We start from the raw sequence: 13,903 nt of genomic DNA, 5'->3' as shown, positions 1-13,903 counted from the left end.
TGAAGTCGTGCGCCTGGAGGCGCCGCCCTTCGCCGCGCGACAATCCGGTCCATGATCTTCCGCCTCCTCGGCCCGCTCGCGGTGTCCGACCCCGCCGGCGTCACCGAACCCGCCGCCGGCGGCCCCAAGGTCCGCGCCCTGCTGGCCCGGCTCCTCCTCGACGCGGGCCGGACCGTGCCCGTGGACCGGCTCGTCGACGGGCTGTACGGGGACGAGCCGCCGGCCGGTGCGCAGGGCGCGCTCCAGGCGCAGGTCTCCCGGCTGCGCCGGGTCCTGCCGCCGGGGGTGACGGTGGAGCACTCGCCCGCCGGGTACCGGCTGGTCCTCGGGACCGCGCCGGCGGACGTGGACGCGCTGCGGTTCGAGGCGTTGGCCGGGGCGGGCGCCCGGGCCGGGGCGGCGGGCGACCCCGTACACGCCGCGGAGCTGCTGCGGGAGGCGCTCGGGCTGTGGCGCGGGCCGGCGCTCTCCGACGTGCGGGACGCGCCCTTCGCCGCGGCCCAGGCGGCCCGGCTCGAAGGGCTGCGGCTCGACGCGCTGGAGGCCTTGGCGGCGGCGGAGCCGGCATCGGACGCGTCGGGCGGCTCCGGCTGGTCGGACCGGTCGAGCGGCTCCGGCAGGTCGGACCGTTCCGGAAGCTCGGACCTTTCCGGCGGGTCGGGCCGGGACCTCCTCCCCCTGATACGCGAGTTGGAGGCTGCGGCCCGGGAGCACCCGCTGCGCGAAAGGCTGCGCGGGCTCCAGATGCGGGCGCTGGGGGCGGCGGGACGGCAGGCCGAGGCGCTCGCGGTGTACGAGGAGGTGCGGGCGGCACTCGCGGAGGAGTTGGGCGCCGATCCGTCGCCGGAACTGTCCGCCGTCCACCTGGGGCTGCTGCGCGGCGGGGAGGCGGTCCGAGGGGAGGCGGTCCGAGGAGAGGCGGGCCGAGGAGAGGCGGGCCCTGCACCGGCGGGCATGGCCGCTCCCGCGTTGCCCGCGCCGCTGACGGACTTCGTGGGGCGGGAGCGGGAACGCGAGCGGCTGGCCTCGTTGGTGACGGTCGCCCGCCTGGTGACCGTGGTGGGGCCGGGGGGCGCGGGCAAGACCCGGCTGGCCCTGGAGGTGGGCACGGCCCTGCCGGGCGAGGCGCGCTTCGTGGACCTGGGGGCGGTGTCGGGAGGCGGGCGGACCGGTTCCGGGGAGGTCGTCGAGGCCTTCGCGACGGCGCTCGGCGTGCGGGGCGGCGGCGCGGAGCGGCTCGAAACGGCGCTTGCCGGGCGGCCCGTGCTGCTGATCGTGGACAACTGCGAGCACGTCGTCGACGAGACGGCCGTCCTCGTACGCCGCCTGCTCACCGCCTGTCCCCGGCTGAGGGTCCTGACGACGAGCCGGGAAGCGCTCGGGATCACCGGCGAGTCGCTGCTGCCGCTCGGGGCGCTGACGTCCGAGGCGGCCGAGGAGCTGTTCGTGCGGCGGGCCGCGGCCGTCCGGCCCGGATTCACGGGCCACGCGCGCGTGGCGGAGCTCTGCGCGGGGCTCGACGGGCTGCCGCTCGCCGTCGAACTCGCGGCGGCCCGGCTGCGCTCGCTCTCCGTCGACGAGCTGGCCGACGGCCTCGGCGAGCGGCTCGAACGCTTCGAGCTGCTGTCGCGCGGGGACCGCACGGCGCCGCAGCGGCACCGCACCCTGCGGGCGGTGGTCGAGTGGAGCTGGTCGCTCCTCGAACCCGGCGAGCGGGAACTGGCGGCCCGTTTCTCGGTGTTCCGCGGCGGCGCGACGGCGGAGGCGGTGAGCCGGGTGTGCGGCGCGGGGAGCGGCGCGCTGGCCTCCCTCGTGGAGAAGTCGCTCCTTGAGGCGCGGGACGGCCGCTACCGGATGCTGGAGACGATCCGCGCCTACGCCGCCGGGCAGCTGCCGGACGCCGACCGGCGGCCGCCGCCCACCACGCGTACTACCGCGAGCTCGCGGAGACCGCCGACCCCGAACTGCGCGGAGCCGCGCAGCTGGAGTGGCTGGCCCGGCTGGACGCCGAGGACGCGAACCTGCGGGCGGCTCTGCGGCGGGGCGCGCCGGAGGACGGGCTGCGGCTGGTGGCCGCGCTCACCCCGTACTGGTGGCTGCGCGGGCTCCGGGGCCGCGTCGCCGCGCCGGTCGCGGAGCTCCTGGAGCGGGTGGTGCCGACGGCGGAGCTGGGCGAGGAGTACGCGCTGTGCGTGCTGGCGGCGGGGCTGCGCGACGGCCCGCACGTCGAGCGCGCCCGGGGGTTCCTGGCGGCGCGGACGGTTCCACTCCGGCAGCCGTACACGGCGTTCCTGTGGTCGACGTCCGTGGGCCCGGTCGAGGGCCTGCCGATGGGCGACGACCCCTGGTCCCGGTCGCTGGTCCTGGTGGGCCGGGCCTTCCTGACGACCGCGACCGCGACCGCCACCGGCACCGGCACCGGCACCGGCACCGGCACCGGGGACGACGCCCGGGCCACTGCCGAGGCGCTCCTGACGGAGGCCCTGGCCGGCTTCCGGGCGCTCGGCGACCGCTGGGGAACGGCCACGGCCCTGGAGGGCCTGGCGGCCCTCTCCCCCGACCCGCTGCCCCTCCTCGCGGAGGCGCTGGCCCTGTTCGGCTCCCTGGGCGTGGCCGAGGACGTCGTGGACCTGCTCCACCGCCGCGCCGCCGTCCACGAGGCGGCGGGCGCCCGGGACGCGGCCGAGTCCGACCGCGCCCACGCGGCGGAAACGGCCCGCAGGGCGGGCTTGCGGGGGACGCCGGAGACGACGGACCGCGCCACCGTCTGAGCCGGGCCGCCGCCGATGCCCCGTACGCGCCGGCCGCCGACGCTGGGCGAGTACGGGGCGGCCCGTCGACACCGGGAAGCCGCCCCGTCAGCGGCGGTCAGCGTTCGGTCAGTGGCTCGTCAGTGGCCGGCGCGAGTCTTCTTCCGTGCCCCGGGGAAACGGCCCCGGCCGGCACCGGAAGCAAGCCCGAGGAGCCCGTCATGCAGCAGCAGCCCACCACCCGTACCGCTCTCGTCACCGGTTCGTCGCGCGGCATCGGGCGGGCCATCGCACGGCGACTCGCGGCCGACGGGATGGTCGTCGCCGTCCACTACGGGCAGGACGCCGCCGCCGCGCGGGAGACCGTCGACCTGATCGTGCACGACGGCGGCCGGGCCTTCTCCGTGGGTGCCGACCTGGCCACGCACGACGGGGTCCTCACGCTCGTCGAGGGCGTACGGTCCGGGTTCGCCGCCCACGCCGGGGAGGCCGTGCTCGACGTCCTCGTCAACAACGCCGCCGCGAGCCGCTCGGGCGGTCACCTGCGGGACGAGACCCCGGAGCTCTTCGACCGGCTCTTCGCGGTCAACGTCCGGGCGCCGTACTTCCTCGTGCAGGGGCTGCTGCCGGTGCTGCGGGACGGCGGCCGGATCATCAACATCGGTTCGGCGGTCACCCGGATCGCCCTCGCCGACGAGCTGGCGTACGCGATGACGAAGGGGGCGATGGAGACCTTCACCCGCACCCTCGCCAACGTGGTCGGGGAGCGCCGGATCACCGTCAACACGGTCGCGCCCGGCCCGACCCAGACCGCCGAACTCACCGCTGCCATGGCGGCGGTTCCCGAGCTGGAGGGCATGCTGATCGGCGGTCAGGCGCTGCCGTGGGTCGGGCAGCCGGAGGACGTCGCCGACCCGGTCGCCTTCCTCGCCTCCGAGGACGGCCGCTGGATCACCGGGACCGTCATCGACGCCTCGGGCGGCACCTACCTCGGGCCCAAGCGCTGAGCCAAGCCGCGTGGTAGGCAGGGGACATGACACAGCCCGAGAAGGACGCGGACGGCATCACCGACGTGAGCGGGGTGCGCGTGGGGCACGCGCGCGTGGCCGGGGCCGGGGCGCTGAGCGGGACCACGGTCGTGCTCGCTCCGGAGGGCGGGATGGTCGCCGCCGTGGACGTGCGGGGCGGCGGGCCGGGCACGCGGGAGACGGACGCGCTCGATCCGCGCAATGTGGTCCAGCGGATCGACGCGGTCGTCCTGACCGGCGGCAGCGCGTACGGACTGGACTCGGCGGCCGGGGTGATGGCCTGGCTGGAGGAGCGCCACCGGGGCGTGCGGGTGGGGCCCGACCCGTCCCACGTGGTACCGGTCGTGCCCGCCGCGTGCGTCTTCGACCTGGGGCGCGGCGGCGACTTCTCGGCCCGGCCGGACGCGGCGACGGGGCGGGAGGCGGTGGCGGCGGCCGACGCCGGCGGGGACCACGCGCGCGTGGAGACGGGTGCGGTCGGCGCGGGCACCGGGGCCGTCGTCGGTGGGCTGCGGGGCGGGGTGGGGACGGCCGGCACGGTCCTGGAGTCGGGGATCACGGTCGGCGCGCTGGTCGTGGTGAACGCGGTCGGCTCGGCCGTCGATCCGGCGACGGGCGTCCCGTACGGGAGCTGGTTCGAGGACGGCAGGGCCGCCCTCCCTTCGGCGGCCGTGCACGAGGCGGCGCTCCGGCGGCTCGCGGAGGCGCGGGCGGCGAGCGCCCCTCCCCCGTTGAACACGACGCTCGCCGTCGTCGCCACGGACGCGGTGCTCACGCGCGCGCAGGCGCAGAAGGTCGCGGGCACGGCGCACGACGGCATCGCGCGCGCCGTCCGTCCGGTGCATCTGATGAACGACGGGGACACCGTCTTCGCCCTCGCCACCGGACGGAAGGAACTTCCGGAGGAGCCGGGTCCGCTCGCCCTGAACGAGATCCTCGCGGCCGGCGCCGACCTGGTGACCCGGGCGATCGTCCGGGCGCTGCTCGCGGCCCCCGGCGGGCAGCGCGGCCCGGGCGGCGACTTCCCCTCGTACGGCGAGCTGTGGGCGGGGATCCGGCCGTGAAGCCGGCGAAACCGGGGCCGATGAACACTCTCCACGGACGTACTGCCGGTAACCACAAGGGAGTTGACGAAGAACCGGGCGGGAACTTCCGGTGGACGCCCTTCGTTTTGCAGAACCCAGGACACGATGTCAGACCCAGGGACTACGTTTAGCAAGCACCAAGTGACATGCGGCGACGGCCTGGAGACCCTCTTGAACGATCCGCAGGATCCTCACGATCCTTACGAGACGACCGAGACGCACCTTGAGCGACTCCTCGGCAGGGCGCTCAACTCCTTCGACCTGCCCGACTCCACCGTCGAGCGCCTCGGCACGGCGCTCGCCCACTCCAGCGCGCTGCACTCCTCGCACCACAGCGCGTCGCTGCACCGGACCACCTACCGCCACACGTATCTGCTCGCCGACGGCAGCGCCCTCAGCCTATGGGAGCTCACGCACAACACCGGACGCGACGGCTCCGACCAGCACGAGCTGTACCTGGAGGAGTCGGAGGCCCGGCTCGCGGCCTCCCGCCTGCCGGCGAGTCCGCTGCCCGGCTGGACCGTGGAGCGCTCCGACGGCACCGCCCTCGACAGTGACGACGACGATGACATGGCGCTCCTGAGCGCCCTGCTCGCCCGCCCCATACCCGCCCAGCCGCGGATGTACGTACCGGACAACTCCGCCGACCACGCGCGCCGCGTCCTGCGGCGCGCGGAGAACGTGGACCGGCCGGGCGAGCGGACCGCCCGACGGCTCCGCCTGGCGTTCGCCCACCACATCACGCAGGCCTTCGGACGCCAGTGCGCGGTAGAGGGAGGCCGGGACGCCGGGTTCACCCTCTACGAGCACCAGTTCCTGCTGCTCGACGGCAGTGAGGTCAGCCTCTGGGAGATCGAGCACACGGCGACCCCGGACGGCCGGCACATGTGCGAGGTGTACGAGGACGAGCGCTCGGCCCGCGAGGCGATGGAGACCCGCGCCCGGGTCCGCTGACGCCCACCGTTGGTCCCCGACCCCGCCCCCGTCCCCGCCGTCAGGCGAGTACGGGGGCGGGGTCGGCGCCGGGGACGTCGGCCCCGGTCTCCGCCAGCTTCCCCAGGGCGAACCCCCTGTTGGCCCGGGTCTGTTCGCGGTACGACGCGGGCAGGTCCGGCAGGGCGAGCAGCCGGTCGCAGGCGGCGAGCGAGGCGGCGTAGTCGCGTGTCCAGTAGGCGGTGATCGAGTACTCGAAGAGCAGCCCCCACCGGTACACCCACGGCTGCATGAACAGCAGGTCGTCCGGCTGCCGCCCGTCCAGTACGGCCGTGACGATGGCGTGGGCCGCCCGGTAGCGGCGCTTCGTCCGCAGCCGCGCCACCAGCTCGTAACAGGCTTCGAGCCGCTCCGGCCGCGACTCCCAGGCCCGGGTGAGCGCGTCCATCGCGGACGGCCAGTCGCCTGCCTCGCCCCTGAGGACGCCGGACTGGAGGAGCGAGTAGTAGACCTCCTCGCCCCAGCCGCCCATCGCCGCGCGCCGCTCGTAGAGGGTGACGGCCTCGTCGGTGCGGCCCATGTCCCGCATCGTCTGGGCCAGGTAGAAGACGGTGCGCGGATTGGCCGGGTCGCGCTCCAGCTCGGCCCCCAGGAGCCTGGCGTCCCGCTCGAACTTGTCGTGGCGTGACCCGCCGTCGGCGTGGTCCTCGACGACCAGGGCGTCCAGGTTGCGCTGCTCGTGGCCCCGGTCGGCGGTCAGGTACTCGTGGGTGACCCCCTCGTACCTCCAGGGCAGATCGCCTCTGACCAGGCGTTTGATGCGGTACTCCAAGGATCCCGCGTGTCGGATCATGTACGCGTCCGAGGTCAGCTCCGGCAGCGGACCGTCCTGCCGCAGGACGTGGTCGGCGTCCAGGAGCAGGAGGTAGTCGGCCCGGCCGCGGGCGTGCGCGATGTTGCTGCTGCGGTTGTGGCCGAAGTTCACCCATGACTCCTCCCGCAGCTCGCCCGGGATGCCCGCGAGGGCGGTGCGGATCAGCTCCTGGGTCCCGTCGGTGGAACCGGTGTCGGAGATGACCCAGGTGTCCACGAGACCTCGGACGGAGGCGAGGCACCTCTCGATGACCTTGGCCTCGTTCTTGACGATCATGCACAGGCAGATGGACGGCTGCACGGCAACACCACTTCCGGCGGGGACGGGGGAGCTGTCAGGGGGTGGGCGACCCTACGGGCGCCCCGGGAGGACGCTTCGTCGGCGCGCCGACGGGCGGTTCGAAATTCGCCTTCGTGTACGCATCCATCCGGCTAGCAGCGATACGCCATGGCGTTGGGAGTGCCGCGAGACCGTCAAGCCTTCGCAAGCGCGATCCGATGATCTGATCAGGAAGCGCGAATGGGCTTCCCGGACATCACTCGGACCGGCCGCCATGCCGTGCGGCCGGTGGAGGAAGGAGCATGCATGCGTCCTGATGCCAGGACCAGGTCCCCGCTGGGTCCCCTGCCCCGACGACGCCCGTGGCTCGTCGGCGGAGCCGTGGCCTCCGTCGCACTCGTCCTCACGGGCTTCGCCTCACCGGCGGCCTCCGCCGCCTCCTCCTGGGACACCCCGGGTAGGACGACGGCGGGCCCGCCGACGGGCGACCACTGCGAGGAACGGCCCCCGCACCACCCGGACGGCCCGCCGCCGCACCACGACGGACCGCCGCCTCACCACGAGGACGGACCGCCGCCGTGGGAACAGCATCAGGACGGGCCCCCGCCGTGGGAACAGCAGGGCGGCCCCCGCAACTACACCGAAGGCGGCGCACCGGAGTTCGCCGGCTTCCAGGAGTTCCTGGACCACGAGATCCGGCCCCTGGTCGAGTCCCCCGGGATGCACGCCCTGCGCGCGGTCCCGGCCAGTGGCGGCGACGGCGACTGCAAGGTCGGCCCAACCGGCCCGACGGGCCCCACCGGACCGCCCGGCCCGACGGGCGACACCGGTGACACGGGTGACACGGGAGCGACCGGCGCTACGGGCGAGACCGGAGCCACGGGAGCCACCGGCGCCACCGGCGCTACCGGCGCTACCGGAGCCACGGGAGCCACGGGCGAGACCGGAGCCACGGGAGAAACCGGCGCCACGGGCGAGACCGGAGCCACAGGCGACACGGGCGCTACGGGCGCTACGGGCGAGACCGGAGCCACCGGCGCCACTGGCGCTACTGGTGAGACCGGAGCCACGGGCGCGACAGGCGAGACGGGCGCCACCGGCGCCACAGGCGAAACCGGCGCCACCGGAGCCACGGGAGCCACAGGCGAAACCGGCGCCACGGGAGCCACCGGCGCCACGGGCGAGACCGGAGCGACCGGAGCGACCGGCGCCACCGGAGCGACCGGAGCCACTGGCGCGACCGGAGCCACCGGAGCCACCGGACCGACCGGGCCGTGCAACGACGTCGACGCCTACGTGCCCAACAACAGCAATGAGGTCAAGGCCGCGATCCACAACGGGATCGCCTTCGCGGGCATCCGGCAGATCCGCCCCACCGTGGGCACGTTCGTCTGGTACGACCTGACCGACGGCGACCCCAACGACAGCTACCCGACGGACGCCTGCTCCATCTCGATCGCCGATCAGGCCAACGCCACATCGATCCAGGTGCTGACCAGGACCGGTGACGTGTACGAGACCTTGTGCGACGTCGACGCCGACAGCGACACGCTCGAATGCGACGAGGTGTGGGCGCCCCTCGCGAGTCCCTCGCAGGGGGACCTGAAGCGGTTCGGGCTGAGCGGCGCCGATCCGAACCATCTGCCGAAGGACCCGAAGAAGAAGCGTCCCTGACCGAGAGGTGACATGACGAGGGCCCCGGCCCCGGGAAGCTTCCCGGGGCCGGGGCCCTCCGCCGCTGCGGCTCAGTGCGTCAGCACCGGCTCCTTCTCGATGCTCTCCGGAGCGTCGTCGCCGTCCTCGTCGGCGCCGCCCTCCAGGTGCTGCTTCGGCTTCGCCGGCAGCGCGAACATCACCAGGAAGATCGCGCCGAGCACACCCGCCGCCCAGCCGAGCGAGTTCTGGAAGGCGTCCGTGAAGGCCGCCCCCACCTCGGTCGGGGCCTGCGCCAGGTTCCGGTCGTCGATCACGCCGAAGAAGACGACCGACACGAGGCCGAGGCCCAGCGCGTTGCCCATCTGCCCCGTCGTGTTGATCAGGCCCGAGGCCGAGCCCGCGTGTTCCTTCGGCACCTCCGAGAGGACCGCGTCCGTCAGCGGCGCCACGATCAGGCCCATGCCCAGGCCCATGACCACCAGCGGCGCGATCATCTGCCAGGGCTCGATGCCGTTCCCGTAGCGGCCCGAAACGAAGGAGTAGAGGAGGATGCCCGCGATCATCGTGAGCGCGCCGGCCTGGAGCACCTTGCGCCCGAAGCGCGGCACCAGCTTCTGCACCGAGAGGCCGGCGGCCGTGGAGACCGCGATCGAGAACGGCACACCGGTGACGCCCGCCTTCAGCGGGGTCCAGCCGAGCCCGATCTGCATGTACATCGTCCAGACCAGGAAGAAGATGCCGAGCACGATGCCGAAGGTCAGCTGCACGGCGATACCGGCGGCGAAGCTCTTCACCGTGAACAGCGGCAGCTCGACGAGCGGCGAGCCGTCCTTCCGCGCCTTGTACCTCTCGTAGAGGACGAACGCGCCGAAGACGAACAGGCTGCCGACCATCATCGCGTGGCCCCACATCGGCCAGTCCAGCTCACGGCCGCGCGTCAGCGGGTAGATCAGCATCAGCAGCGCCGCCGTCACCAGGAGCATGCCGACGATGTCGAGCCGGAGCGCCTTCGGCGCCTTCGACTCGGAGATGAACTTGCGGCCCAGGATCAGGCCCGCGATGCCGACCGGCAGGTTGATCAGGAAGATCGGGCGCCATTCGAGACCGGCGATGTTCCACTGCGTGAGCAGCGCGCCGAGCAGCGGGCCGGAGACGGCGCCGAGGCCGATGATCGCGCCGAACATCCCGAAGACCTTGCCGCGCTCGTGCGCGGGGAAGGTGACGTGGATGATCGAGAGGACCTGCGGGACCATCATCGCCGCCGCCGTGCCCTGGAGGAGGCGGGAGGCGACCAGCATCTCGGGGTTGGCCGCGAAGCCGCAGAGCGCAGAGGCGATCGTGAAGCCGGCGGTCCCGAGGAGGAAGAGCCGCTTGCGGCCGTAGATGTCACCGAGCCGGCCGCCGGTGATCAGCCCGGCCGCGAAGGCCAGGGCGTAGCCGGCGGTGATCCACTGAATGGCCCCGAAGGAGGCGCCGAGGTCCCGCTCGATGCTGGGGATCGCGATGTTGACGATCGTGGCGTCGACCAGGTCCATGAAGGCGGCCGTCATCACGATGGCGAGGGCGATCCACCGCCTCTTGTCGCTCGTGTCCGTGGGGGCCGCGTCCGTGACGGCTTCGTGTGAACTCATACGAAGAAGATAAAAGTCATCTAGGTCAAATGAAGTCCTAGATGGCCTCCATCCTGGAGAACATGACGGACACCCCGGTACGACTCCTGAATCTCCTCTCGCTCCTCCAGACCCCCCGCGAGTGGCCCGGCAGCGAGCTCGCCGAACGGCTCTCGGTCTCCCCGCGCACCATCCGCAGGGACATCGACAGGCTCCGTGACCTCGGCTATCCGGTCGAGGCGACGCTCGGCGCGGTCGGCGGCTACCGCCTCGTCGCCGGTACGGCCATGCCGCCGCTGCTCCTCGACGACGAGGAGGCCGTCGCGATCGCCGTCGGCCTGCGGGCGGGCGCCGGACACGCCATCGAGGGCATCGAGGAGGCCTCCGTAAGGGCCCTGGCGAAGCTGGAGCAGGTCCTGCCCAGCCGCCTCCGCCACCGGGTCTCGACCCTCCAGAACGCGACGCTGCCGCTGACCAGGGGCGATGGAGCCACGGTCGCGCCCGCCACGCTCACGGCCCTCGCGGGCACGGTCACGGGCCGGGAGAAGCTGCGCTTCGGCTACCGGGCGGGCGACGGCGTCGAGTCGAAGCGGCTCGTCGAGCCGTACCGGCTGGTCTCGACCGGGCGCCGTTGGTACCTCGTCGCCTACGACCTGGGGCGCGAGGACTGGCGGACCTTCCGGGTCGACCGGGTGAGCGACCCGTTCGCGACGGGCGCCCGTTTCGCCCCGCGTGAGCTGCCGGCCGGCGACGCGGCCCAGCTCCTGGTCCGCTCCATGTCCCGGGCCCAGACCGAGCTGGAGCTCGACGTCAGCTTCGAGGCCCCGGCGGACTTCGTGACGGCCCGGCTCCCGTCCCACCTCGTCCCGACGCCGACGGGCCCGACGACCTGCCGCCTCCGCACCCGCTCCACGGACTCCGTCGAGTGGCTGGCGCTCCGCCTGGCCCTGGTGGACGCCCCCTTCACCATCCACGGCCCGCCGGCCCTCCACGGCCACGTGGAGGAGCTGGCGACCCGCCTGGCGGCGTCGACACGACCGTCGGAGGGGCGGGAAACCGTAGACAGCTGAGAGAAGGCACGAGGGGCGGGGCGGCCACTCGCGCGGTCGCCCAGCCCCTCACGAGGTCACGCCCGTGACCTCTTCGCCCTACGCAACGGCGACCTGCACCACCGCGTCTTACGCCACTTCGCCTTACGCCACCGCGTCGAAGCCCGTGTCGTGGGCCATCTTCTTCAGCTCCATCAGGGCGTGCTTCTCGATCTGGCGGATCCGCTCGCGCGTCAGACCGTGCTGCTTGCCCACCTCCGTCAGCGTCCGCTCGCGCCCGTCCTCGATCCCGTACCGCATACGGATGATCGACGCCGTGCGGTGGTCGAGCTTGGCGATCAGGTCGTCGAGCTCCTCGCTGCGCAGCAGCGTGAGCACCGACTGCTCGGGCGAGATCGCCGACGTGTCCTCCAGGAGGTCGCCGAACTGGGTCTCGCCCTCGTCGTCCACCGACATGTTCAGGGAGACCGGGTCGCGCGCCCAGTCCAGGACGTCCGTGACCCGCTCGGGCGTCGAGCCGAGCTCCGCGGCGATCTCGGCGGGCTCGGGCTCCCGGCCGTTCTCCCGGTTGAACTCGCGCTGCACGCGCCGGATGCGGCCCAGCTCCTCCACCAGGTGGACGGGGAGCCGGATCGTCCGGGACTGGTCGGCGATCGACCGGGTGATGGCCTGCCGGATCCACCACGTCGCGTACGTGGAGAACTTGAAGCCCTTCGCGTAGTCGAACTTCTCGACCGCGCGCACCAGGCCCGCGTTCCCCTCCTGGATCAGGTCGAGCAGCGGCAGCCCGCTGCGGGGGTAGCGCCGCGCGACGGCGACCACGAGCCGGAGGTTGGACTTGATGAAGAGGTCCTTGGCCCGCTCGCCCTCGGCGACCAGCGCTTCGAGCTCCTCGCGGGCAGCGCCGCCCGCCTCGCTCTCTATGTCTCCGTCCAGGATCTGCTGGGCGTACACGCCCGCCTCGATCGTCTGGGAGAGCTCGACCTCCTTGGCGGCGTCGAGCAGGGGTGTACGCGCGATCTCGTCGAGGTACATGCCGACCAGGTCGCGGTCGGCGATGTCCCCGCCCACGGCGCGAACGCTGCTGGCCCGGCTCGCCCCGCTCTTGGCGGAGGTCTGACGACGGGCGACGGCACGGGTTGCCATGCGTGCTCCCTTGCTGAGTAGGTCGCGACACCCTCTCGGGTGCCCTGCATCCGACGGAAACAACGACTGGAATCAGGACAGAATTCCCACCCGGCACATGGATTTTCGCGATCATGCAGTATCCTGCGCGGCCTTCGCCCCTTCGGGCATACCGCCGGAACCCACGGAGGCGCAGGTCAGACCGGGCACGGAGGGTGATGCGACGCCGCTCACGAGGGCTCCGACCACGCTGTCGGATGAGACCGCGATCACATGCGGCGTCATCCCTTCAGACGTCGTCGGGGGCGCCGGGGTTGCGCGCGGCGGCGACTCCGCCCCGAGGACCATCCGGTTCCCGGTCCCGAGGCCTAGGTCCGGAGCCCGTTACGCCCCGCCGCGCCCCGTCCTAGCGTCGCCTCCATGAGCGACAAGAGCGCCGACACGACCGGCATCCTCGACGAGGCCCTCGAACGCCTCCACGCCACCGGCCCCGAACGGGGCGGCTGGCTCACCAACCACGCCCCGATGGCCGTCGAGGCACTCGTCCACAACGGCCAGGCGCGGACCGTGCACCGCTGGCTCGACGGCTACGCGCACAAGCTGGAGGAGCTGCCGCCCGCGCACCGCCCCGTCACGGCGGACGACTGGGGCGAGGCGCTCGGCGACCCGTCCCGGATCACGGACTGGACGCGATTCTTCGCCCGGGAGCTCGACGGCCCCGAGGCCCGCCCGTGGCGCGAGGTCCTCGCCGAGTGGTGGCCCCGGCTGCTGCCCGCGATCACGGCCGTGGCGACGCACCCGGCGATCCGCACCGGTCACGCCGTGCGGACGCTGCTCACCTCGCCGGAGACGGCACCCCGCCGCGCCGAGCTGGCGCACGCCCTCGGCTACTGGGCCGCCCGCCACCAGCCGCTGCCGCCGCTCGCCCCGCTGGCCGTGGCGCCGAGCGCGGCGGCCGCCCTGGACGCCGTACCGCCCGTCCCGGAGCAGGAGGGCGGGATCCTGACCCGGCTCGACCAGCTGACGGCGTTCCCGCGGTGGGGCACGGCCCCGGACCCGGATACGGCGAAGGCGCTGCTCACGGAGCTGGTGACGGCGGCGACGCACCGGTACGCGACGCGCGGCCACGGCGATCCGATCATGTTGGTCCATGCGGCGACGGCGCCGAACGCGGTCCTCCGCGCGCTGCCCGCGCTCCCCCGGGAGCTGTGGGTGCCGAGCCTGGCGGCGGCCTGGACGGCGGCGGCCGCGGTGACGGCGGCCTACACCGCGCGGGAGGCGGTCCCGTACGCGCGGACGGCCCTCACCGCCGAGGAGGTCTTCGAGCGGGCGGCGGCGCACGGCGACGACCACACGATCAAGTTCACCGACACGGCGCTCGACGTCGGCGACCCGCTCGCGCTGGCCGCTGCCGTCCGCTCGATCGAGCTGAACCCGCCGCTGCTCTGACCCGCCCGGCACAGGTCCTGCCGGGGCTCAGCCGAACCGGACGGACCGCCCGGCGCAGGTCCTGC

The 13,903-nt window shown here is 73.6% G+C and carries 11 protein-coding genes; 8 read left to right on the top strand and 3 right to left on the bottom strand.

Going from position 1 to position 13,903, the window contains the following annotated elements; all coding sequences use genetic code 11:
- The first annotated feature begins 51 nt into the window (after positions 1–51).
- From IE124_RS13460 to IE124_RS13440, 5 genes are all read left to right on the top strand, one after another.
- The gene (locus IE124_RS13460; protein ID WP_189507959.1) at positions 52–2,385 is read left to right on the top strand and encodes an AfsR/SARP family transcriptional regulator; all 2,334 of its coding nucleotides are present in this window, start codon (positions 52–54) and stop codon (positions 2,383–2,385) included.
- Complete coding sequence (locus tag IE124_RS13455) at positions 2,331–2,771, top strand: hypothetical protein (protein WP_189507958.1); 441 nt, start codon at positions 2,331–2,333, stop codon at positions 2,769–2,771. The genes IE124_RS13460 and IE124_RS13455 overlap by 55 nt, the downstream gene beginning before the upstream one ends.
- 200 nt (positions 2,772–2,971) lie before the next feature.
- Positions 2,972–3,757, top strand: coding sequence for an SDR family oxidoreductase (locus IE124_RS13450; RefSeq protein WP_189507957.1), 786 nt, complete (start codon positions 2,972–2,974; stop codon positions 3,755–3,757).
- A gap of 26 nt (positions 3,758–3,783) precedes the next feature.
- Entirely contained in the window at positions 3,784–4,842 is a 1,059-nt protein-coding gene (locus IE124_RS13445; protein WP_189507956.1) for a P1 family peptidase, read from the top strand.
- A gap of 126 nt (positions 4,843–4,968) precedes the next feature.
- Positions 4,969–5,817, top strand: coding sequence for a DUF6227 family protein (locus IE124_RS13440; protein ID WP_229832426.1), 849 nt, complete (start codon positions 4,969–4,971; stop codon positions 5,815–5,817).
- A 40-nt stretch (positions 5,818–5,857) separates the two neighbouring features.
- On the opposite strand, the gene IE124_RS13435 is transcribed toward IE124_RS13440, so the two are convergent.
- A complete protein-coding gene (locus IE124_RS13435; RefSeq protein ID WP_229832425.1) occupies positions 5,858–6,970 on the bottom strand; it encodes a tetratricopeptide repeat-containing glycosyltransferase in 1,113 nt (370 codons plus the stop codon).
- A 285-nt stretch (positions 6,971–7,255) separates the two neighbouring features.
- Here IE124_RS13435 and IE124_RS13430 point away from each other — a divergent pair, with 285 nt between their 5' ends.
- On the top strand, positions 7,256–8,623 hold the full coding sequence (locus tag IE124_RS13430; RefSeq protein ID WP_189507954.1) for a hypothetical protein: 1,368 nt from the start codon (positions 7,256–7,258) through the stop codon (positions 8,621–8,623).
- A 71-nt stretch (positions 8,624–8,694) separates the two neighbouring features.
- On the opposite strand, the gene IE124_RS13425 is transcribed toward IE124_RS13430, so the two are convergent.
- Positions 8,695–10,236: an MFS transporter gene (locus IE124_RS13425; protein ID WP_189507953.1), complete on the bottom strand. Its 1,542-nt coding sequence runs from the start codon at positions 10,234–10,236 to the stop codon at positions 8,695–8,697.
- A gap of 62 nt (positions 10,237–10,298) precedes the next feature.
- On the opposite strand from IE124_RS13425, the gene IE124_RS13420 reads away from it, so the two are divergent.
- Positions 10,299–11,285 carry a helix-turn-helix transcriptional regulator gene (locus tag IE124_RS13420; RefSeq protein ID WP_189508140.1) on the top strand — a complete coding sequence of 329 codons (987 nt, stop codon included), beginning with the start codon at positions 10,299–10,301 and terminating at the stop codon, positions 11,283–11,285.
- Between the two features lie 123 nt (positions 11,286–11,408).
- On the opposite strand, the gene IE124_RS13415 is transcribed toward IE124_RS13420, so the two are convergent.
- Positions 11,409–12,410, bottom strand: a complete 1,002-nt coding sequence (locus tag IE124_RS13415; RefSeq protein ID WP_189507952.1) for a sigma-70 family RNA polymerase sigma factor — start codon at positions 12,408–12,410, stop codon at positions 11,409–11,411.
- Positions 12,411–12,809: 399 nt separating this feature from the next.
- Here IE124_RS13415 and IE124_RS13410 point away from each other — a divergent pair, with 399 nt between their 5' ends.
- Positions 12,810–13,838, top strand: a complete 1,029-nt coding sequence (locus tag IE124_RS13410; protein ID WP_189507951.1) for a questin oxidase family protein — start codon at positions 12,810–12,812, stop codon at positions 13,836–13,838.
- The last annotated feature ends 65 nt before the right edge of the window (positions 13,839–13,903 follow it).

Origin of the sequence: Streptomyces narbonensis (assembly GCF_014649015.1) — a bacterium.
GTDB lineage: Bacteria > Actinomycetota > Actinomycetes > Streptomycetales > Streptomycetaceae > Streptomyces > Streptomyces narbonensis.
This window is presented reverse-complemented; position numbering and strand designations above follow the sequence as displayed.